General features: G+C 60.6%; 19 protein-coding genes and 6 tRNA genes. 21 read left to right on the top strand and 4 right to left on the bottom strand.

The genetic code is table 11. The features are described 5' to 3' along the window. Window positions 1-74: 74 nt before the first annotated feature. Both ACQ4W7_RS09435 and ACQ4W7_RS09430 read left to right on the top strand, forming a co-directional pair. A complete protein-coding gene (locus ACQ4W7_RS09435; protein WP_426070483.1) occupies window positions 75-1,571 on the top strand; it encodes a DegQ family serine endoprotease in 1,497 nt (498 codons plus the stop codon). Between the two features lie 99 nt (window positions 1,572-1,670). After that, window positions 1,671-1,916, top strand: a complete 246-nt coding sequence (locus tag ACQ4W7_RS09430; protein WP_436507673.1) for a glutaredoxin family protein — start codon at window positions 1,671-1,673, stop codon at window positions 1,914-1,916. Window position 1,917: 1 nt separating this feature from the next. On the opposite strand, the gene ACQ4W7_RS09425 is transcribed toward ACQ4W7_RS09430, so the two are convergent. Further along, entirely contained in the window at window positions 1,918-2,139 is a 222-nt protein-coding gene (locus tag ACQ4W7_RS09425; RefSeq protein WP_426070481.1) for a hypothetical protein, read from the bottom strand. Between the two features lie 93 nt (window positions 2,140-2,232). On the opposite strand from ACQ4W7_RS09425, the gene lepA reads away from it, so the two are divergent. The 15 genes from lepA to ACQ4W7_RS09350 all read left to right on the top strand — a co-directional run bounded on the left by lepA (window position 2,233) and on the right by ACQ4W7_RS09350 (window position 12,549). Next, window positions 2,233-4,023 carry a translation elongation factor 4 gene (lepA, locus tag ACQ4W7_RS09420; RefSeq protein WP_426070480.1) on the top strand — a complete coding sequence of 597 codons (1,791 nt, stop codon included), beginning with the start codon at window positions 2,233-2,235 and terminating at the stop codon, window positions 4,021-4,023. A gap of 3 nt (window positions 4,024-4,026) precedes the next feature. Further along, window positions 4,027-4,944: a signal peptidase I gene (lepB, locus tag ACQ4W7_RS09415; protein ID WP_425254046.1), complete on the top strand. Its 918-nt coding sequence runs from the start codon at window positions 4,027-4,029 to the stop codon at window positions 4,942-4,944. A gap of 92 nt (window positions 4,945-5,036) precedes the next feature. Continuing rightward, window positions 5,037-5,852, top strand: a complete 816-nt coding sequence (gene rnc / locus ACQ4W7_RS09410) for a ribonuclease III (protein ID WP_426070479.1) — start codon at window positions 5,037-5,039, stop codon at window positions 5,850-5,852. A gap of 1 nt (window position 5,853) precedes the next feature. Beyond that, the gene (gene era / locus ACQ4W7_RS09405) at window positions 5,854-6,756 is read left to right on the top strand and encodes a GTPase Era (protein WP_034749612.1); all 903 of its coding nucleotides are present in this window, start codon (window positions 5,854-5,856) and stop codon (window positions 6,754-6,756) included. A gap of 27 nt (window positions 6,757-6,783) precedes the next feature. Continuing rightward, window positions 6,784-7,647: a DNA repair protein RecO gene (gene recO / locus ACQ4W7_RS09400; protein WP_436530026.1), complete on the top strand. Its 864-nt coding sequence runs from the start codon at window positions 6,784-6,786 to the stop codon at window positions 7,645-7,647. A 42-nt stretch (window positions 7,648-7,689) separates the two neighbouring features. Beyond that, complete coding sequence (gene pdxJ, locus ACQ4W7_RS09395; protein WP_436530024.1) at window positions 7,690-8,451, top strand: pyridoxine 5'-phosphate synthase; 762 nt, start codon at window positions 7,690-7,692, stop codon at window positions 8,449-8,451. Window positions 8,452-8,467: 16 nt separating this feature from the next. Further along, a complete protein-coding gene (gene acpS, locus ACQ4W7_RS09390; RefSeq protein WP_436530022.1) occupies window positions 8,468-8,863 on the top strand; it encodes a holo-ACP synthase in 396 nt (131 codons plus the stop codon). Between the two features lie 35 nt (window positions 8,864-8,898). Continuing rightward, window positions 8,899-10,815: an excinuclease ABC subunit UvrC gene (gene uvrC, locus ACQ4W7_RS09385; protein WP_436530020.1), complete on the top strand. Its 1,917-nt coding sequence runs from the start codon at window positions 8,899-8,901 to the stop codon at window positions 10,813-10,815. Between the two features lie 127 nt (window positions 10,816-10,942). Next, complete coding sequence (pgsA, locus tag ACQ4W7_RS09380; RefSeq protein ID WP_101481959.1) at window positions 10,943-11,527, top strand: CDP-diacylglycerol--glycerol-3-phosphate 3-phosphatidyltransferase; 585 nt, start codon at window positions 10,943-10,945, stop codon at window positions 11,525-11,527. 225 nt (window positions 11,528-11,752) lie between these two features. Then, window positions 11,753-11,828: transfer RNA gene (locus ACQ4W7_RS09375), tRNA-Gly, on the top strand. Between the two features lie 92 nt (window positions 11,829-11,920). Further along, window positions 11,921-11,996 (top strand) — tRNA-Gly (locus tag ACQ4W7_RS09370). A gap of 71 nt (window positions 11,997-12,067) precedes the next feature. Then, a tRNA-Gly gene (locus tag ACQ4W7_RS09365) sits at window positions 12,068-12,143 on the top strand. A gap of 55 nt (window positions 12,144-12,198) precedes the next feature. Further along, window positions 12,199-12,274: transfer RNA gene (locus ACQ4W7_RS09360), tRNA-Gly, on the top strand. An 83-nt stretch (window positions 12,275-12,357) separates the two neighbouring features. After that, window positions 12,358-12,433 (top strand) — tRNA-Gly (locus ACQ4W7_RS09355). A 42-nt stretch (window positions 12,434-12,475) separates the two neighbouring features. After that, a tRNA-Cys gene (locus ACQ4W7_RS09350) sits at window positions 12,476-12,549 on the top strand. An 87-nt stretch (window positions 12,550-12,636) separates the two neighbouring features. Here the strand turns inward: ACQ4W7_RS09350 and ACQ4W7_RS09345 are convergent. After that, entirely contained in the window at window positions 12,637-13,254 is a 618-nt protein-coding gene (locus ACQ4W7_RS09345; RefSeq protein WP_436530018.1) for an NAD(P)-dependent oxidoreductase, read from the bottom strand. Between the two features lie 24 nt (window positions 13,255-13,278). Then, window positions 13,279-14,103 carry an inositol monophosphatase family protein gene (locus ACQ4W7_RS09340; protein WP_436530016.1) on the bottom strand — a complete coding sequence of 275 codons (825 nt, stop codon included), beginning with the start codon at window positions 14,101-14,103 and terminating at the stop codon, window positions 13,279-13,281. 76 nt (window positions 14,104-14,179) lie between these two features. On the opposite strand from ACQ4W7_RS09340, the gene ACQ4W7_RS09335 reads away from it, so the two are divergent. The 3 genes from ACQ4W7_RS09335 to ACQ4W7_RS09325 all read left to right on the top strand — a co-directional run bounded on the left by ACQ4W7_RS09335 (window position 14,180) and on the right by ACQ4W7_RS09325 (window position 17,287). Continuing rightward, entirely contained in the window at window positions 14,180-14,821 is a 642-nt protein-coding gene (locus tag ACQ4W7_RS09335) for a TetR/AcrR family transcriptional regulator (RefSeq protein ID WP_436530014.1), read from the top strand. A gap of 455 nt (window positions 14,822-15,276) precedes the next feature. Then, the gene (locus tag ACQ4W7_RS09330) at window positions 15,277-16,764 is read left to right on the top strand and encodes a SulP family inorganic anion transporter (protein ID WP_436530012.1); all 1,488 of its coding nucleotides are present in this window, start codon (window positions 15,277-15,279) and stop codon (window positions 16,762-16,764) included. 70 nt (window positions 16,765-16,834) lie between these two features. Next, complete coding sequence (locus ACQ4W7_RS09325; RefSeq protein WP_426070470.1) at window positions 16,835-17,287, top strand: hypothetical protein; 453 nt, start codon at window positions 16,835-16,837, stop codon at window positions 17,285-17,287. Window positions 17,288-17,341: 54 nt separating this feature from the next. Here the strand turns inward: ACQ4W7_RS09325 and ACQ4W7_RS09320 are convergent, their stop codons facing one another. Beyond that, complete coding sequence (locus ACQ4W7_RS09320) at window positions 17,342-19,057, bottom strand: methyl-accepting chemotaxis protein (protein WP_436530010.1); 1,716 nt, start codon at window positions 19,055-19,057, stop codon at window positions 17,342-17,344. A 382-nt stretch (window positions 19,058-19,439) separates the two neighbouring features. Between ACQ4W7_RS09320 and ACQ4W7_RS09315 the strand changes: the two genes are divergently transcribed. Then, on the top strand, window positions 19,440-21,590 hold the full coding sequence (locus tag ACQ4W7_RS09315) for a TonB-dependent receptor (protein WP_436530008.1): 2,151 nt from the start codon (window positions 19,440-19,442) through the stop codon (window positions 21,588-21,590). Window positions 21,591-21,673: the final 83 nt, after the last annotated feature.

Raw genomic sequence — 21,673 nt, 5'->3', positions numbered from 1 at the left:
ACGGCCAAACCTGCACGCAGGTAATCGCCTGATCCGCGTTTTGATCCGTTTATATACTCGAAAAGATCCTTTCCATGAAAAAAAACATGTGTGCCGTCAGCAAGTCGTTTTCAGTGAAGACGCTTTCCGCCTTATTGTTCGGTATGGCTGGCGTCTTTCTCGCTCCCAGCATGCTGGGCCTGGCGCCACAAGCGCACGCCGCCGTGCCGGCCGTGAAACTGCCTGATTTCTCGGACCTGGTCGACGCCGTCGGCCCGGCCGTGGTGAATATCCGCACCACCGAGCGCCTGAAGATGCGTGCGCCCGGCGCGGGTGGCCAGGATGAGCAGGAAATGCAGGAATTCCTGCGCCGCTTTTTTGGCGGCGCCATGCCGACGCCGCGTCAGCAGGCACCGCGCGGCGGCCGCCGTGCCGTGCCGCAGGAGCAGGAAGTGCAGCGCGGCGTCGGTTCCGGCTTCATCATTTCGGCTGATGGCTACGTGCTGAGCAATGCCCACGTGGTCGACGGTGCCGACGAGGTGTACGTGACCCTGACGGACAAGCGCGAATTCAAGGCCAAGGTGATTGGCGCCGATGCGCGCACCGACGTGGCCCTGCTGAAAATCGAGGGCGGCAACCTGCCGCGCCTGACCATTGGCGACTCGGACAAGATACGCGTGGGCGAGTGGGTCATCGCCATCGGCTCGCCATTCAACCTGGAAAATACGGTGACGGCAGGTATCATTTCCGCCAAGTCCCGTGACACGGGCGACTACTTGCCCTTGATCCAGAGCGACGTGGCTGTCAATCCTGGCAACTCGGGCGGTCCGCTGATCAATATGCGCGGCGAAGTGATCGGCATCAATTCGCAGATCGCCACCTTATCCGGCGCCTACAATGGCATTTCGTTTGCCGTGCCCATCGATGAGGCCATGCGCGTGGGCGAGCAACTGAAAAAGACGGGCAAGGTCGTGCGCGGGCGCATCGGCGTGCAGATCGGCGAAGTGAGCAAGGACGTGGCGGAATCGCTGGGCTTGCCGAATGCCAAGGGCGCGCAAGTGTCGATGGTGGAGCCGGGCGGTCCGGCCGACAAGGCGGGCATCAAGCCGGGCGACATTATCCTGAAATTTAACGGCGCCCAAATCGAGCGTTCGTCCGATCTGCCGCGTCTGGTAGGCGGCGCCGCCGTCAACGGCAAGTCCACGGTGACTGTCTGGCGCAAGGGGGCGCAGCAGGATATTCCTGTCACCGTCGTCGAGCTGGAAGGCGAGAAAACGGCGAAGAAGGGTGCCAAGGAGCCGGAAGCGCAAGCCGTCAACGCACTGGGCCTGAAGGTCAGCGACGTGCCGGCCGCCAAGAAACAGGAAATGAAGATCGACGCCGGCGTACTGGTCGACGATGCGGATGGTGTGGCGGCCCTGGCCGGCCTGCAGCCTGGCGATGTGATCTTGCAATTGAACAATGTTGCCGTGAAAGATGCCAAGCAATTTAATGCCCTGGTGGCCAAGCTCGATCCGAAGAAGTCGTCGGCCGTGCTGGTGCGCCGTGGCGACACGGCACAATTCGTTTCGCTGCGTCCATCGGCAAAATAACTTTTCAACACGCACCCCGCAAAGGCCGGGGTCGGACCTCAGGGACCAGGCGTCCCCGTCCGGCCCCAGTCGCCGCTCCTGGGGTTATTCAAGTTTCCCATGCACTTCACTCTTTATTCCCGCAGTTACTGCCATTTATGTCAGGACATGCTCGACGCCTTGCTCTTGCTGCAGCCGCCTGAAAAACCGTTCACAGTGGACGTGATCGATATCGATGCCTCGCCCGATGCATCGCTGCTGGCGCGCTTCGACGAGCTGGTGCCGGTGTTGTTTGGCGATCTGGCGCAACCCGAGCTATGCCATTATTTTCTTGACGAGGCCGCTGTACGGCGCTGCCTGGTATAGCTTAAATGACAATATTGACACTGCATTGCAGCATTCTACTGCCGGAAACAGCTGAAAATGTCGCCTTGCCCCGGTGCTGGCCTCTGAAAGACGGGCTTTCCGCTCTGAAATCCGGTAAAATGGGGAGGTCGAAAAAGCTACTGTTCGAAGCAGCAGCTTCTGTCGCTTCAAAAGCGCTCGCCTGGGCATGCAGATGTCCTGCTCGGAGCGCTTTTTTCATCATGAGTGGGGTGCCCGGTTTTGGCCTGGTTTGGCCCGAGCATGATCCCCATGATTCCTGTTAAAGCAGTGTTGTCACTCGCACATATATTAGTTAATGAATAACATACGCAACTTCTCCATCATCGCCCATATTGACCACGGTAAATCGACCCTGGCTGACCGCATCATTCAATTGTGCGGCGGCTTGTCCGACCGCGAGATGGAGGCGCAGGTGCTCGATTCGATGGATCTGGAGCGCGAACGCGGCATTACCATCAAGGCGCAAACGGCGGCTTTGCACTACAAGGCACGCGATGGACAGATCTATAATCTGAACCTGATCGATACCCCAGGCCACGTCGACTTCAGCTATGAAGTGTCGCGCTCGCTGTCCGCCTGCGAAGGCGCGCTGCTGGTGGTTGACGCGTCGCAAGGCGTGGAAGCGCAAACGGTCGCCAACTGCTACACGGCGCTGGACCTTGGCGTGGAAGTGGTGCCCGTGCTGAACAAGATCGACTTGCCGAACGCGGACCCACCGAACGCCATTGCCGAGATCGAAGACGTGATCGGCATCGACGCGGCCGACGCCGTGCATTGTTCGGCCAAGACGGGTTTCGGCGTGCTGGATGTGCTCGAGCAACTGATCGTCAAGGTGCCGGCACCGAAGGGCGACCCCGATGCGCCGCTGCAGGCCCTGATCGTCGACTCCTGGTATGACGCCTATGTCGGCGTGGTCATGCTGGTGCGCGTGGTCAACGGTACCCTGAAACCGAAGGACAAGATTCGCCTGATGGCCACCGATTCGGTGCAGCTGGTGGAAGACCTCGGCGTGTTCTCGCCCCGTTCGCAATCCTTGCCGCAATTGTCGGCAGGCCAGGTGGGCTTCATCATCGCCGGCATCAAGGAGCTCAAGGCGGCCAAGGTCGGCGATACCGTCACCCTGGTCAGCCGTCCTGCCGCCGCGCCATTGCCAGGCTTCAAGGAAGTGCAGCCGCAAGTGTTTGCCGGCCTGTTCCCCGTCGAGGCGAACCAGTACGACGCCCTGCGCGACTCGCTGGAAAAGCTGAAATTGAACGACGCGGCCCTGATGTACGAGCCGGAAGTGTCGCAGGCGCTGGGCTTCGGCTTCCGCTGCGGCTTCCTGGGCTTGCTGCACATGGAAATCGTGCAGGAACGCCTCGAGCGCGAATTCGACATGGACCTGATTACCACGGCGCCTACCGTGGTGTATGAAGTGATCCAGCGCGACGGCACCATGATCAACGTCGACAATCCATCGAAGATGCCCGATCCTTCGCGCATTGAGGAAGTGCGCGAGCCTATCGTCACGGTCAATCTGTACATGCCGCAGGAATACGTGGGTTCCGTGATTACCCTGTGTATCGGCAAGCGCGGCATCCAGATGGACATGAGCTACCATGGCCGCCAGGTCAAGCTCGTGTATGAAATGCCGATGGCCGAGATTGTGCTGGACTTCTTTGATCGCCTGAAATCGACGTCGCGCGGCTATGCCTCGATGGATTACGAGTTCAAGGAATACCGCGCGGCCGACGTGGTCAAGGTCGACATGCTGATCAACAGCGAAAAAGTCGATGCGTTGGCCATCATCGTCCACCGTTCGAACAGCCAGTACCGTGGCCGCCAGGTGGCTGCCAAGATGCGTGAACTGATCCCGCGCCAGATGTTCGACGTGGCCATCCAGGCGACCATCGGCGCGAACATCATTTCGCGCGAGAACGTGAAAGCCTTGCGCAAGAACGTGCTGGCCAAGTGCTACGGCGGCGACATCAGCCGCAAGAAGAAATTGCTGGAAAAACAAAAAGCGGGTAAGAAACGCATGAAGCAAGTGGGTTCCGTGGAGATCCCGCAAGAAGCATTCCTGGCAATTTTACAAGTGGATGGTTGATCAATGAACCTGCAAGTGATTTTAGGAAATTTTGCTTTAATTCTGTTCGTGCTGATGGTGTTGACGGGCCTGGTCTGGTGCCTGGATGTATTTTATCTGTCCAAGCAGCGCCGCAAGGCGGCCGACCGCGCCCTGGCTGAATTCGATGCGCGTCAGTCCAAGCTGGCCGCCGAGGGCATCAAGTCCGATGCGGGTGGCAGCCGCGCGACCATCGAGGCAGCGCTGTTGCGCCAGCCCACCTGGGTCGAGTATTCGGGCAGCTTCTTCCCCGTCATCGCCCTCGTGTTCTGCCTGCGTTCCTTCCTGTACGAGCCATTCAAGATCCCGTCGAGCTCGATGGTGCCGACCTTGCTGGTGGGCGATTTGATTCTGGTCAACAAGTTCACCTATGGCATTCGTTTGCCGATCGTCAACAAGCGCATCATCGAAGTCAACGATCCGCAGCGTGGCGACGTGATGGTGTTCAAGTACCCGAAAGATATGTCGCAAGACTACATCAAGCGCGTGATCGGCGTGCCCGGTGATAAAATTACCTATGAAAACAAGCGCTTGACGGTGAACGGCAAGGAAGTCGCCTATACCCCGCTGGACGACTACCTCGATGATGAAAGCACTGTTTATCACAAGCAGCTGGAAGAAAATCTGACGGGCGTGAGCCACCGCATCCTCAACGACGAGCCTGCTCCAACGTTGAACTTGCGCGAAGTGAAGGATTTCCCGCACAAGGATGCGTGCAACTACAACGAAGACGGTTTTACATGTGTGGTGCCACAAGGCAATTACTTCATGATGGGCGATAACCGCGACAATAGCGCAGACAGCCGCTATTGGGGCTTCGTGCCGAACGAGAATATCGTCGGCAAGGCCTTCCTGGTGTGGATGAACTTCAGCAATCCGAAACGCGTGGGCGGCATACACTAAGCCGGCCTGGTCTGTAATGGACCACCCATGGCTGCCGCGCCGATTCCCCGCGCGGCGGCCAGCCGAATTACTCAGATGACACAGAAACAATAATGAATCTTCAGCTATTGCAAACCCGTTTAGGCTATACGTTCCAGGATGCTGGCCTGTTGCAGCAAGCCTTGACGCATCGTAGCCACAGCAGTTTGCATAATGAGCGGCTGGAATTCCTGGGCGACTCCATTCTCAACTGCGTGGTTGCCTCCATCCTGTACGAACGCTTCAAGTCCATTGACGAGGGCGACCTGTCGCGTCTGCGCGCCAACCTGGTCAAGCAGCAGTCGCTGTATGAAATCGCGCAAAAGCTGGAACTGTCGCAATTCCTGCGCCTGGGCGAAGGCGAACTGAAGTCAGGCGGTTTCCGCCGTCCGTCCATCCTCGCCGATACCCTGGAAGCCTTGCTGGGCGCCATTTTTCTCGATACGGGCTTTGACGCGGCCAGCACGGTGATCCGCGCTTTCTACATTCCCATCCTCGACTCGGTCGATCCGCAAACCCTGGGTAAGGATGCCAAGACCCTGCTGCAGGAGTTTTTGCAAAGCAAGAAAATTTCGCTGCCACAATACAACGTGGTGGCTACCCACGGCGCCGCCCACAGCCAGGAATTCGAAATCGAATGCCTGGTGCCGAAATTGAACATCCAGGTCTACGGCCGTGGCGGAAGCCGCCGCGCCGGTGAGCAAGCCGCCGCCAAACTGGCGTTGGACGTGGCCGAGCAGGCGCTGTTGAAGTCGCCAGCCGCCAGCCGCAAGCCTAAACCGCGCGCCGCCCAGCTCAAGCTGGCCGGTATTGCCACCATCCAGAGCGACGACGTGGCAGCCCAGGCTGTTCCGGCGAACGCCGCTCCTACTAAACAGAATCGACACTAGCATGACAGCCACCAAAATGCCCGACAACTTCCGCTGCGGCTATATCGCCATCGTGGGCCGCCCCAACGTGGGCAAATCGACCCTGATGAACGTGCTGATCGGCGCGAAGGTCAGCATCACTTCGCGCAAGGCGCAAACCACGCGTCACCGCATCACCGGCATCCAAACGGTGCCGGACGCGCAATTCATTTACGTCGACACGCCCGGCTTCCAGACGCGCCATTCGAACGCGCTGAACAAGACGCTGAATAAAACCGTGACAAACACGCTGATTTCCTCGGATGTCATCCTGTACGTGATCGAGGCGGGCACCTTCGGCCCGGCCGACCAGCAAGTGATGGATTTGCTGCCGAAGGAAGTGCCATGCATCCTCGTCATCAATAAATCCGACCGCGTCAAGGACAAGGCCGTATTGTTGCCGTTTGCGCAAAAGATCGCCGCCATGCGCGACTTCGCCGCGATCGTGCCCGTCTCGGCCAAGCTGCATTTCCAGCTGGAAGGCTTGCAGAATGAGATCAAGCGTTTCTTGCCGGAAAACCAACCGATCTTTGGCCCGGATGACATCACGGACCGCAGCGAGAAATTCCTTGCCTCGGAAATCGTGCGCGAGAAACTCTTCCGTTTCGTGGGCGACGAATTGCCGTACACGAGCACCGTGCTGATCGAAAAATTCGAGCAGGAAGGCGATTTGCGCCGCGTGTTCGCCGCCATCCTGGTCGAGCGCGATACGCACAAGTCCATGATCATCGGCAATAAGGGTGCGCGCCTGAAGGAAGTCTCGACCCAGGCCCGCCTGGATATGGAAAAACTGTTCGGCGGCCCCGTGTACCTGGAAATCTGGGTCAAGGTCAAATCGGGCTGGGCCGACAACGAGGCGGGCTTGCGCGCCTACGGCTACGAGTAATCCGCAACCCGGGGCGACGCTACACGCATGAGCACCACCACGCCAGCGCAGCCTGACATCGCGCCAGCCTCATTTGCTGTCTCCGCACCTGTTCCCGCGCCGGTGGCCATCGCGCCGCCGGCCGCAACGCCCGCAACTGCCACGCCCACAGCGCCCCGGCGCAGCCGTCCGCCCACGCGCGACGGCCGCATCACGGGCCAGCCCGCTTTCGTGCTGCACAGCTACCCGCATAAAGAAACCAGCCTCATCGTCGACGTGTTTACGCGCGAATACGGCCGCATCGCGCTCGTCGCCAAGGGTGCCAAGCGGCCCCATTCGCAGTTGCGCGGCGTGCTGCAGACCTTCCAACCGCTGCAAGCGGGCTGGACGGGTAAATCCGAACTGCGCATTTTGACGGGCGCCGAATGGGTGGGCGGCATGTTGCCGCTGGAAAAGACGGCCCTGCTGTGCGGCTTCTATTTGAATGAGTTGCTGGTGAAACTGCTGGCGCGCGACGACCCGCATCCTGTCCTGTTCGACCACTACGTTGCCACCTTGAATCAACTGGCGCACAATGAGCCGCCGCCCATCGTGCTGCGCAAGTTCGAGCGCGCGCTGCTCAAGGAAACGGGCGTGGCGGCCGACCTGACGCGCTGCACCGGCACGCGCCAGGCCGTCGAGGCAGGGCAGGTCTATGTGGTCGACCCGGAACGGGGGCCGCGCCCGGCGCGTGCCGGCGATGCCTGGCCGAAGATCACGGGCAAAACCCTGCTCGACATGGAGCGCGAAGATTATCTTGACGTGGCCACGCAGGCGCAAAGCAAGTTGCTGATGCGCTTTTTGCTGGCCCATCAACTGGGTGGCGCCACCTTGAACACGCGCCAGATACTGATCGATTTAATGCAGCTATAGCGGCGGTTTGCCGCACAACAGCACTTTACGGATACCATCACTATGAGCTTTTTGCAGCCTTCCGGCCCCGTCATCGACCTGGGCGTCAATATCGACCACGTGGCCACCTTGCGCAATGCGCGCGGCACCCAATACCCGGACCCGCTCCGCGCGGCCCTGCTGGCCGAGCAGGCGGGCGCCGACGCCATCACCCTGCATTTGCGCGAAGACCGGCGCCACATCAAGGATGCGGACGTGATCGCCATCGCGCCGCAGTTGCTCACGCGCATGAACCTGGAAGCGGCCGTGACGGCCGAGATGATCGACTTCGCCTGCCGCATCCGTCCCGCCGATGTGTGCCTGGTACCGGAAAAGCGCACGGAAGTGACTACCGAAGGTGGCCTGGACGTGGTGCGCTACTTCAAGGAAGTACAGGCGGCTGTGCAACAATTGCAAGGCGAGGGCATCCGCGTGAGCCTGTTCATCGATGCCGACGAGCAACAGATCGCCGCCGCTGCCGAGCTCGGTGCGCCCGTGATCGAGCTGCACACGGGCCGCTACGCGGATACGGCCGGCGCCGAGCAATTGGCTGAGCTGGAGCGCATCAAGGCGGGCGTGCTGTTCGGCGTGGGCCGTGGCTTGAAAGTCAATGCGGGCCACGGCTTGCATTACACTAACGTGCAGGCCATCGCCGCCATTCCTGACATTGCTGAATTGAACATCGGCCACGCCATCGTCGCGCATGCCGTGTTTGTCGGCTGGGAAAACGCCGTGCGCGAAATGAAGGCCATCATGGTGGCTGCGCGCTTGGGCAACAAAGCATAAGGAATAGGACAAGCCCATGATCTACGGCATCGGCACCGACATTTGCAAGATCCCCCGCATCGAGGCGGCACTGGCGCGCCATGGCGAGCGTTTCGCGCAAAAGATACTGGGGCCGCAGGAAATGGAGAAATTCCGCGCCCGCAGCGCCAAGAATGCCGTGCGCGGCGTGCGCTTCCTGGCAACCCGCTTTGCGGCAAAAGAGGCCTTTTCCAAGGCCATCGGCCTGGGCTTGCGTATGCCGATGACCTGGCCCGCCGCGCAAATGCTGAACCATCCCAGCGGCAAGCCGATGATCGTCTGCAGTGGCGTGCTGGCGGAGTTCATGGAAAAGCACCGCCTGAGCGCGCAAGTGACCATCAGCGATGAAGAAGAATATGCGGTCGCGTTCGTGATCGTGGAGCAAGCAGCATAACTATGAGTGCGCCATAAGTACGCAATGAGCCAGCAATGACCGAAGCAAGCCCAGAACCGATCCCTGAATCGATCCCTGTATCGACCTTGGCGGAAACGCCACCCGACCCGCGCGCGCACGTGCTGGCCACGGTCGCCAAGCTGCCCAACCTGCCCGGCGTGTACCGCTATTTCGATGCCGGGGACAAGGTGTTGTACGTCGGCAAGGCGCGCGACCTGAAAAAGCGCGTCTCCAGCTATTTCCAGAAAAACCTGGCCAGCCCCCGCATCGCTATGATGGTCGAGCGCATCGCGCGCCTGGAAACCACCGTCACGCACAGCGAGGCCGAAGCGCTGATCCTGGAAAACAACCTGATCAAGGCGCTGCAGCCGCGCTACAACATCCTGTTTCGTGACGACAAGTCCTACCCCTACCTGAAAATCACCAACGGCGCCGCGCCGCGCATGGTGTATTACCGGGGCGCGGTGGACAAGAAAAACCAATATTTCGGGCCGTTTCCCAGTTCCTGGGCCGTCAAGGAATCGATGCAGATCCTGCAAAAGGTATTCCTCATCCGCACCTGCGAGGATAGCGTGTATGCGAATCGCACGCGGCCCTGCCTGTTGCACCAGATCGGCCGCTGCAGCGCACCCTGCGTGGACCTGATCAGCAAGGAAGACTATAAAAACGACGTGGAAAACGCGGCGCGCTTCCTGCGCGGGCGCCAGAGCGAAGTGATGGCTGACCTGGAAAAGAAGATGCATGCGTTTGCCGCCGAGCTGAAATTCGAGCAGGCCGTGGTGGTGCGCAACCAGATCGCCTCGCTGTCGCGCGTGCTGCACCAGCAAAGCATGGAAACGACGGGCGACGCCGATGTCGACATCCTCGCCGTGCTGGTGCAGGGCGGGCGCGCCTGCGTCAACCTGGCCATGGTGCGCGGCGGGCGCCACTTGGGCGACCGCGCCTACTTTCCCAGCCAGCTCAGCGATGCGGCGGCGATTGCCGAAGAGCCCATCGAGGTGGAAGTGCTCGCCGCTTTCCTGGCCCAGCACTACACGGAAAAATTCATCCCTGGCACCCTGATCCTGAATATCGAATTCGACCAGCCGGCCCTGATCGTGGCCCTGATGGAGCAGTGCGGCCACCGCATCAACCTGATCTTCCAGCCGCAGGGACAGCGCCGCCAATGGCTGGAGATGGCGCAGAAGGGCGCCGAGATTTCGCTGGCGCGCCTGCTGTCGGAGCAAGGTTCGCAGCAGTCGCGCACGCGTGCGCTGGCCGAGGCGCTGCGCCTGGAAACGGAAGACCTCGACAGCCTGCGCGTGGAGTGTTTCGACATCAGCCACACGCAGGGCGAGGCGACGCAGGCGTCGTGCGTGGTGTTCCACAACCACACCATGCAGAATGGCGAATACCGGCGCTACAACATCAACGACATCACGCCCGGCGACGATTACGCGGCCATGCGCCAGGTGCTGATGCGCCGCTACGAGAAGGTGGCCAATGAGGTCGCCAATGGCGATGGCGTGATGCCCGACGTGGTGCTGATCGACGGCGGCAAGGGGCAGATTGAAATGGCGCGCCAGGTGTTTGCCGAGCTGGGACTCGATATCAGCTTGATTGTCGGCGTGGCCAAGGGGGAGGGGCGCAAGGTGGGCCTGGAAACCCTGCTGTTCGTCGATGGTCGTCCGGCGCAGGAACTGGGTAAGGAGTCGGCGGCGCTGATGCTGATCGCGCAAATCCGTGACGAGGCGCACCGCTTCGCCATCACGGGCATGCGCGCCAAGCGCGCCAAGACGCGCCAGACCTCGCGCCTGGAAGAGATAGAAGGCATCGGCGCCAAGCGTCGGCAGAAGCTGCTGTCGCGCTTTGGCGGCTTGCGCGGCGTGGTCGATGCCAGCGTCGAGGATTTGATGTCGGTGGAGGGGATTTCCACGCAACTCGCGGAAGAAATCTACAAGCAGCTACATTAATGGATAAGTGGCCTGGACCGGCGCTGCCGCAACCGGACTAGGCTAATACCCCCGGGCCATGTAGACTAGTGGCGCTTTCTTCACGCTTTCTTCATGTTCAATTTACCCGTCGGCCGATTGCTTCCTTATGCCTTTTAATATTCCCATTCTTTTGACCTGGCTGCGCGTGGCCCTGATACCGCTCGTCGTCGGCGTATTTTACCTGCCGCCGTCGATGCTGCTGCATGGCGACCAGAACCTGGTTGCCACCCTGGTCTTCATTGTTGCCGCGGTGACCGACTGGTTCGATGGTTTTCTCGCGCGACGCTGGAACCAGACCTCGGCCTTTGGCGCCTTCCTCGACCCGGTCGCTGACAAGCTGATGGTGGCGGGCGCCTTGCTGGTGCTGGTGCAGCTGGACCGGGTCAATGCCGTGCTGGCCTTCATCATCATCGGCCGCGAAATCACCATTTCCGCATTGCGCGAATGGATGGCGCAGATCGGCGCATCGAAATCGGTGGCCGTCAGCTCGATCGGCAAGATCAAGACGGCCGCGCAAATGACGGCCATTCCCTTGCTGCTGTACCACGACGTGATCTTCGGCGCGATCGACACCCACGTGTGGGGCGAAAAGCTGCTGTGGATCGCCTGCGTGCTGACGGTATGGTCGATGTTCTATTATTTGCGCCTGGCATGGCCCTTGATCAAGGAAAAAGCGGGAAATTTGCACTAAGGCCACTCCGCCTAGCTACTGCGCAGCTCACTCTCGCGTCTCCGTTGCTCGCTGTACCTTCGTACAGCTCCGCTACTCAACACGATATTGAGCTTGCTCGCTACGCTATTCGGCGGACCTTAAGGTGGGATTGGCGGCTTTCTTCGGAATATTTTGCAAAACACCAGATATTGCCCGTTGACAGCCCCTGTAATCCCTCTATAATGCTGGCCTGTCGTTGATGACGCGGGAGTAGCTCAGTTGGTAGAGCGCAACCTTGCCAAGGTTGAGGTCGAGAGTTCGAGCCTCTTCTCCCGCTCCAGTTTTTTGGAGAGTGTCATAGGTAAAAACAGCGTATGCAGTAAAAAGTAGTACTGGTGATGTAGTAGAGCTTCTGATACAATGTTGTCCACTGCGGGAGTAGCTCAGTTGGTAGAGCGCAACCTTGCCAAGGTTGAGGTCGAGAGTTCGAGACTCTTCTCCCGCTCCAGTGAATACTGGATCAGCAGTAAAGCAGCACTGGTAAACGGTAGGAAAAAGCAGTAAAATAGTGGTTTGTATGCGGGAGTAGCTCAGTTGGTAGAGCGCAACCTTGCCAAGGTTGAGGTCGAGAGTTCGAGACTCTTCTCCCGCTCCAGCGAAAGTTGGAGGCAGTACAGCAAGATGCAGTATCAGATAATAGAAGCTCCAATGCGGGAGTAGCTCAGTTGGTAGAGCGCAACCTTGCCAAGGTTGAGGTCGAGAGTTCGAGACTCTTCTCCCGCTCCAGAATTCTAAAGGGAAGCTAAGCTGGCTTCCTTTTTTTATCCGCCGCAGTACGCAGCGTGATTAAGCAGCAACCAAGCTTCAATGCGGGAGTAGCTCAGTTGGTAGAGCGCAACCTTGCCAAGGTTGAGGTCGAGAGTTCGAGACTCTTCTCCCGCTCCAGTTTTCAAGGTGGGCCGCAAGGCGCATCCAAGCAGTTCCTCTGGCGAGGTAGCAAAGAGGTTATGCAGCGGCCTGCAAAGCCGTTTAGACGGGTTCGATTCCCGTCCTCGCCTCCAGATGAAAAAAATAGCCCACTTTCGAGTGGGCTATTTTCATTTGGGCGCCAGCTGCAGTGTTTCTGCGCGACCGGCGACGCTGTGCACTCAGGTGCAGACGACAGGCGCCTGATCGAGATGATTTCCCTGTTCAGCCGTCCGCAGCATGAAGGCGGCCAGGTCGGCGCGCGGTATCCGTCCCATGATGCCAGGCTTCAAGGTGGTGCCGCTACGATACACGCCGCTCGACGGGCCGTTCGTCAGCGCGGGCGGGCGCACTAGCGTCCAGTCTGTAGCGCTGGCGCGCACCAGTGCTTCCATCTTGTCCTTGTCGCGCATTTTTGCGCCTATCATCTTGCGCACGAAGCGTATGAACAATGACGCCTTGTATGTTTCCGATGCACCATAGGCGCTCAGGGCAATCAGCCGGCGTGCTCCGGTCGCCTGCATGGCAGGCAAAATATGACGCATGGCATCGCTGCAAATGTTCTGTGCACCGCCCTTGCGCGCGCCCAGCACGCTGATCACCGCCTCGGCGTCTTGCACGACAGCGCGCATGGTGGCGGGGTGACCCAGTTGGCCAACGATGCGCGTAAGGCGGGCATGATCGATAGGCAAAGCGTCTGCACTGCGCAGCAACACCGAGACCGTGTGGCCGGCATCGAGCGCCTGCCTCAGCAGCTGACGACCGGTGGCGCCAGAGGCACCAAAAATGGCAAGTTTCATGAATGTTCCTTGAAAGACTGGAAATCAGGCAATGGTGGACATGACGGCAACAGCGGCTCCCATCAGCGCCGGGGCCCCGGCGAGCAGGGTGCTGCTGCCCAAGTGCCACGGATTGCCGTCCAGGTCAGATACACTGCCGTTCGCTTCGGCCACCAGCAGCGCTCCGGCCAGCAAGCCCGAGCGCACCTGGCTGTATTGCCAGAACAGATCCTGGCGGCCGGCAGCAACCTGCACCAGCTGCAAGGTCGATGGCACCGAGACCCTGACCACCAGCGCCGCTTCCAGCATGGCGCTCACCGACTTGCCGATGCGCTGGTAGACGCTGCTGCCTTCACCGGGCACCGCCTGGCCGGTGCCGACCATGGCGGCGTTCAGCTCGGTTTTCAGCGATGTGTGCAACCGTTTTCCGTTCAGCCATGCGCCGCCGCCACGCAAGGCCGTATAGGTGTCTGCGCACATGGGTAAATGCACTGCTGTGAGCACGGGCGCGTTGTCGCGCACCAGCGTGGCCGTCACGCCCCACTCGGGCAAGCCGTGGATATGGTTGATCGCTCCCTCGACGGGATCGCAGACCCACCATTCGCCGTCAGGTAACAAGCCGCTGCCGCCTTCATCCTCCGTCCATCGCGCCGCGGGATGGGCCTTAGACAAGGCCGGGCGCAGGATGGCCAGCGCAATGGCATCGTTGGCGGCGATCAACGCGCCGATATCGCCCCGGTGCTCAGGCCGTGCACCCGGGCTGAAACGGGCCTCGATGGCCTTGCCTGCCGACTGCACGGCTTTCACGACCAGCGCCAGCAGTTCGGCGTCGCCGGACGCCGTGGCATGTGTATTGTTTGAAGAGTTCATGGATGTTTCCGTAGCGGTTCGCCAGCGCAGAAATTGCGCTTGACGTGGCAGGAAAATGATATGAGCATTAGCTCACATGAACAACTCGCAATCCAAAGCGGCAAGTGCGCGCCGCCTGAAGCCGCGCAAAGCGCCGTCCCAGCCGCGTTCCGCCCATACCGTCGAGGCCATACTCGAAGGCGCGGCTCACATTCTTGAGCAATCCGGACTGGACGGTTACACCACCAATGCCATCGCCGCACGCGCCGGCGTCAGCATCGGCTCGCTCTATCAATATTTTCCCACCAAGGATGCCGTGACAGTGGCGCTGATCGAGCGCGAGAGGGCAGACTTGGTGCGCGAGGCGATACAGGCGCTGGCCCAGGATGACCGATGCCTGGCATTGCATCAGCTGATCGAGATTGCGGTGCGCCACCAGTTGCGCCGGCCTGCGTTGGCGGCGCTGCTCGATTTTGAACAGCATCGTTTGTCGGCGGTCATGCCGGCATCTGGCAATGGCGTGACCATGCATGTGGCGCTGGCCGGCTTCGTGCGTGCTGGCATCTCCAAGGGAATGCTGGCGCCGGAACTGGCTGCAACCGATCTGATGGCCATCATCAGCGCGCTGACAGACGCCGCCGGCCGCCGTGGCAGCGTTGATCCGCTACAATTGGTGGCGCGTATTGAAGCGGCGGTGCGCGCTTATCTCGGTGCGCTCGCTGAGCCTGGGATGGGATGATCTGGGGCCGTACGCAAACGCACCGGTCAGTGCGGCCACCACTTCGCGGTGCAATCCCGGGGTGCGGCGCCGTCCTTCAGGCAAGCCGGACTGCTGCGGCTACAGCCGGTGCCGGCGGGAGAGGAAGACGCTACATGCGCACCGTTGTTCGAAGCAATGGCGGCTTGCCATCGATTGTTTCGTGCTTCAATTCAAGTGTTTCCGCCATTGGCCGATAGTTGCCTACGGCCTGGGTCTTTCCGGCAGTAAAGGCCGCCCGGGTGATCTTGTATAATCCAGGCTGGCCCAGCAGCGCCGCCCGGCGCGCGGTTTATTGTCCTTGCCGCCATACCGATGTAGTCATTGATTTTCCAACTGTTCGCCATATGCCGGCTTCCCTTGCGAAGCTGTCGTCTGCGTGCGCGTGGATGCGCCGCACCAGGCGCTATTTCACTGTTATAAACCTGGATAGTTCAATGATCAACGCGACGTTTCGGGCAGAATGGTTCCCGAATCTACAAAAGAATTTTCTTGCTGGCTTGACCACTTCGTTTGCCTTGGTACCTGAGTGCATCGCTTTCGCCCTGGTGGCGCAGCTCAATCCCCTGATGGGCCTGTACGGCGCCTTCATCATTTGCGTATTGACGGCCATCTTAGGCGGACGCCCTGGCATGGTGTCGGGCGCTGCCGGCTCCATGGCCGTCGTCATCGTGGCGCTGGTGGCACAGCATGGTGTGCAATACCTGTTGGCCACCGTCGTGCTCAGCGGCATCCTGATGGCGCTGTTTGGTATCTTGCGCCTGGGTAAGCTGATCCGCATGGTGCCCCATCCCGTGATGCTGGGCTTTGTGAATGGCCTGGCCATCATTATCGCCATGGCGCAGCTGGAGCACTTTCGCCAGGCCACGCCGCAAGGGGAGGCCTGGCTGCAAGGCACGCCCCTGCTCGTGATGGTCGCGCTGGTGGCCCTGACCATGGCCATCGTCTACGTGCTGCCGCGCATCACGCGTGTCGTGCCGCCCGCGCTGGTGGCCATCCTGGGCGTGGGCGTGCTCAGCTATAGCTTGCACTTGCCCACGCGCAGCCTGGGCGACCTCGCGCATATCGCCGGTGGCTTGCCAGTGCTGCATTGGCCCAGCGTGCCGCTGGACATGGCCACCTTGCACATCATCTTCCCGTATGCGGTGCTGATGGCCATGGTGGGGCTGCTGGAAACTTTGCTCACCTTTAATCTTACCGATGAGATAACGGAAATGCCGGGGAAGCCGAACCGCGAATGCATCGCGCTCGGTGCCTCGACTGTCGTTTCGGGCCTGTTTGGCGGCATGGGCGGCTGCGCCATGATTGGGCAGACCATGATCAACCTGAGCTCGGGCGGCCGCTCGCGCTTGTCGGGCGTGACGGCCGGCGTGATGATCTTACTGTTCATCCTTTTTCTTTCGCCGTTGATCGAGCGCATCCCGCTGGCTGCCCTGGTGGGCGTGATGTTCGTCGTGGCGCAGCAAACGTTTGCCTGGGGTTCCTTGCGCGTGCTGGGCAAGGTGCCGTTGCAGGATGCGCTGGTGATCGTTGCCGTGACGGTGATCACGGTGTTGACGGACCTGGCGCTGGCCGTGCTGTGCGGCATCGTCATCGCCGCCTTGAATTTTGCCTGGCAACATGCCCGCGAAATGCGTGCCGACATCGATGACAGCAGCCCTGGCAGGCGCGTTTACCTGCCGCACGGCACCCTGTTTTTTGCTTCCACCACGCATTTCCAGGAGCTGTTCCAGTCAGCGTCGGATCCGGCCCGCGTCATCCTCGACTGCCGGCACCTGCACATGGCCGATCACTCGGCCATCGCCGCCATCGAATCCCTGTATGAGCGCTATGACAAGGCCGGCAAGCATCTGCAGGTGACGCATCTGTCCGCCCGCAATAAGGCCTTGCTGCAGCGGGCCGGGGTGGACGTGAGCGTGGCGTAAAATGATGGATAGTCTGACCCGCGCAATTTCTTGAAAATGGGCGGGATTGTTGAATGTCTGTGGAGTGTGAATGCTGTCGAACGAACAAGAACAATTATTGCAGCAAAGCCAAACGGCTTTTGATGCCTACTATGACGCGCTGGGTGCGTCGCTGGTAAGTTTTGTCGAGCGCCTGGGCATCCAGCCCGCGCACGAAGTGTTGACGAACGCGGCCGAATATTTGCCGTACATCGATGCGGCCATGCGCACCATCGTCATCCGCGACGAGAGCTGGCAGTGGGTGAAAACCATGCTTGGCTATTTTATCGGCGAATACTTCGTGCAAGGCCATGCGGGCTGCTGGTATGTGGAAACGCGGATGGAATCGCCGCATTTCTGCCGAATCATGGTGGGCGGCTTCGAGCATGGCTTGCCGGCGGACGCCGCCATCGATCCGGAGGCGCTGGCGCTGGCATTTCTAGGGCAATCCGCGCCGCGCGAGTTGGCGAAGCTCATGGAAGATGCGCAAGCCAGGCTGTGCTGATGCCTGGCCGTTCGGCATGCGTGGCAGCCACTGCCACGCACTACATCTCCCACTTTAAAACTCTTCCCACTCGCCTTCAGTCGGCGCCGCCGCCTTGCTGCTGGCGCGTGTCACGGGCAGGCGCAGGGCAGGGGCCGAGGTCTTGCGGGCAGGCGCGGCCCGGGTTGCTGGCGCTGCCGGCACGCTGCGCTGCGCCGCTTTCACGCTGAAACGATCAGTCGCCGCCGCATTGGCGTCCAGGCGGAAGACGCTGACTACCTGCGCCAGTTCGCTCGCCTGTTCCTGCATCGCTTCGGCTGCTGCCGAGGCTTCTTCCACCAGGGCTGCATTTTGCTGCGTTACCTGGTCCATTTCGGAAATGGCCTGGTTGACTTGCTCGATGCCTGCGCTCTGCTCTTCGCTGGCGTTGCTGATCTCGCTCATGATGGACGTGACGAAGCCGATGCTTTGCACGATTTCTTCCATCGTCTTGCCGGCCTTGTCGACCAGATCCGTGCCCACGTCGACCTTTTGCACGGAGTCGTCGATCAGTCCCTTGATTTCCTTGGCCGCCGCTGCCGAGCGCTGCGCCAGGTTGCGCACTTCCGTTGCCACCACGGCAAAGCCGCGACCCTGTTCGCCAGCGCGTGCCGCTTCCACGGCCGCGTTCAGGGCCAGGATATTGGTCTGGAAGGCGATGCCGTCGATGACGGAGATGATGTCGACGATTTTCTTCGACGAGGTATTGATCTCGCCCATGGTGGCAACCACTTCGGCCACCACGGCGCCGCCGCGGCTGGCGATGCCGGCCGCGTCGCCCGCCAGTTTATTCGCCTGGCGCGCATTGTCGGCATTCTGCTTCACGGTACTGGTCAATTCTTCCATCGACGACGCGGTTTCTTCCAGCGAGCTGGCTTGCTGTTCCGTGCGCGACGACAGGTCCTGGTTGCCGGCGGCGATTTCCGCGGATGCCGTGGCGATGGTGTCGGTGCCGCTGCGTACCTGGCCGACGATGCCCACCAGGCTGTCGTTCATGGATTTCAGGGCATGCATCAGCTGGCCCGTTTCATCGCGGCCTTGCGCCGTGATGATGCTGCTCAAGTCGCCTGCTGCCACGGTTTCCGCCACTTTCACGGCGTCACGGATGGGGCCGGTGATCGAGCGCGTGATCCACCACGCAAAGCCGATGCCCATCAGCACGGCCAGCACGCCCATGGTAATCAGGAAAATGCGGGTGCTGCTGTAGGCCTCGATGATGCTGGCGCCGACGCCGTCGGCGGCCTTGATCTGCATGTTGGCAAAGCGCTTCACTTCGGCCAGGTAGGCCTTGGTGATCGGCGCGACTTCCTTCTCGAACACTTGCTTGGCGCCCGCCACGTCGCCGTCGGCTTTCATCTTGAAGGCGCGTGCGCGCGTCGTCACGTAGTCGGTGCGCACCTTGCGCACCACCTTGAATTGCTCGATCACGGCAGGGTTGCGCAGCGACGCGATGATGTCGTCCTGCAGCTTGCTGGAACGCTCCGCATCGACCTTCAAGTCCTCCTCGATCTTGGCGCGCACGACAGGATCGGTGATTTCAAACGAGGCGACGCCGCGCACGCTATTGAGTTCAATGATCTTCGACCATTCGGCCACCATGCGCTGGTTCTTGATGCTGGTATTGATGAGGCGGTAAGTCAGGTCGCTGGCCGTTTGCATGCGCACGAGGGCAGTGATGGTCAAGGCGGCAAGCAACAGCAATACGACAGCAAAGCCGACGCCAAGGCGGCTGCCGATGTTCAGGTTTTTCATGTAATTCCTAACAGTTTAATAGTCATGATCGCCGCCGCCAGCAGGGGCGGACAGGCGCCGCAAGGCGCAGGGGATCGGGGTCTTCGTGTGCCGCGTGATGGCTGTGCGGCGCGCCACGCTGAGCGTGGCGATGGAGGTGAAGCAAGGAGCATATCGGTCAGGTTGACCGCTGCCCAGCAAGCCGCAAGTATAGCATTGACGCAGGGAAATAGTTTTTCAAAGCAATTTTAATTATTTTTTGGCATTGATTTCCTGTTGCTTTTTTACGTCAAGTACCTAGTCCATAAGTACTATCACTTACATTTCGCCTTACCTTATGCTGCGTCTGCTGATAAAATACTAATGATAATCATTCGTATTAAACCATCGACCAGGGAATTGTATGCAGCAACAGCGCAAGCCAGGATGTAAACCGATCACCATCGCCGTACTGGGCGCCTTGACCTTGGGCGCCGTGCCACTGGCGGCTTTGGCCCAGGAAAGTTTGCCCGCCGTCACCGTGACGGCATCGAAGGACAAGGATGGCTATGTCGCCGCCACTTCCGCCAGCGGTACCAAGACGGAAATGGCCCTGCGCGATGTGCCGCAGACGATCAACGTGGTACCGGCCGCCGTCATCCGCGACCAGAACGCCATGTCGATCCAGGACATCATGAAGAACATCCCCGGCGTGGGCTTGTCCACGGGCGACGGCCAGCGCGACCAGGTGTTCATCCGCGGCTTCACGGCCATCGGTGACCAGTTTGTCGACGGCTTCCGCGATGACGCGCTGTATTTCCGCGACCTGTCGAACGTGGAGCGCCTGGAAGTGATCAAGGGGCCGGCTGCCGTGCTGTACGGCCGCGGTTCCTCGGGTGGTCTGGTGAACCGCATCACCAGGAAACCGGGCGTGGATATCACGGACGTGGCCCTGAGCTTGACGAACACGGCAGGGCGCCGCGGCGAAGTCGATGTGGGCAGGGTGGGCGAGACGGTGGACTGGCGTTTCACGGGCGCGCGCGAATTGTCGGACAGCTACCGCGACCAGCAATTCATCAACCGCACGGCGCTGGCGCCATCCGTGGCCATCCGCCTCTCTGGCGCCACCAAATTGCTGCTGCAAGGTGATTACCTGGAAGACCGCCGCCTGACGGACTTCGGCATTCCGTCCTACCAGGGACGCCCGGTGGCTGTCGATGCGGGCACTTACTATGGCGCCGCCAACGCCCGCGATGCCGACTTCAGCCAGTCGCGCGTGGTCTCCACGGCCGCCACCCTGACGCACAAGTTCAGCGAGTCCTTGTCGCTGCGCAATGCCTTCCGCTACTACGATTACCACCTGGACCGCAACAACACGAATATTTCCGGCAACGTCAATGAAGTCAAGGGCACGATGAGCCTGGGCCACGCCAAGCTGAACCGCGACGAAAGCGGCTGGTTCAACCAGACGGAACTGACGCAAAAATTGGTCACGGGCACCTTGCGCCATGAAGTGCTGTATGGCGCCGAGTTCGGCAAACAAAACAAGGATGCCAACAGCTGGGCTTCGACCGTGGTGGCGACGAATGTATCGATCTTCAATCCCGTCCTGCCGCACGTCAACCGCAGCAAGCTGGGCGCGCGCAGCGATACGTTCGGCACCTACGACACGGCCGCCGCTTACGTGCAGGACGCCATCGCGTTCAGCGACGAGTGGAAGGCGCTGGCCGGCTTGCGCTATGACCGCTACAAGCAGCAATCGCGCCTGGCCAATGCGCTTGGTGTGACGACGGCGGACCTGTCGCGCACGGATTCGGCCTACAGCCCCCGCGCCGGCCTCGTCTGGCAACCCAGTGCGGTGCAATCGTACTACGCGTCGTGGAGCCGTTCCTTCCAGCCCAGCGGCGAGAACTTCGCGCTGGCCGCCAACAATGCCGACCTGGCGCCGGAAACCACGCGCAACACGGAAGTGGGCGCCAAGTATGACTTGTGGGGCGGCCGCGCCAACGCCACCGTGTCGCTGTTCCGCCTGGAGCGCGACAATATCAAGAGCAGCGACCCGATCACGAACCGCATCGTGCCCGTCGGCACGCAGCGCACGGACGGCCTGGAATTGACCTTCAACGCGGACTTGCACGATGGCTGGAAAATGATGGCCGGCTATGCTTACCTGGACGCCAGCATCACCGACTCCATCGCCGTCGACAAGAGCGTGAATACGCCGGGTACGACGACCGCCAGATCCGTCGCCATCAAGGGCAAGCGCGCCACCCTGACGGCGCGCAATACGGCCAACTTGTGGCTGACGAAAGACCTGGGCCATGGCTTCACGGTGGGCGGCGGCGCGAATGCCGTCGGCAGCCGCTTCGCCAATGCGGGCAACACGGTGGTCTTGCCTGGCTACGTGACGGCAGACGCCATGGCCGCATACCGCACCGGCCGCTATGAAGTGCAGCTGAACGTCAATAATATCGGCGACACGCGCTACATCGTTTCGGGCCATGGTTCCAGCCCGAACCTGAGCTTGCCGGGCGCACCGCGCACTGTGGCGCTGACCTTGCGCTACAGTCTGTAATTTTTGTCACTTCCTCAAAACCCGCTTGCGAGCGGGTTTTTTCATGGATGGATGGATAGCGATATGCAAGCGCGCAGTACCGG

The sequence above is a fragment of the Janthinobacterium algoris genome (genome assembly GCF_051380935.1).
GTDB lineage: Bacteria > Pseudomonadota > Gammaproteobacteria > Burkholderiales > Burkholderiaceae_D > Janthinobacterium.
This window is presented reverse-complemented; position numbering and strand designations above follow the sequence as displayed.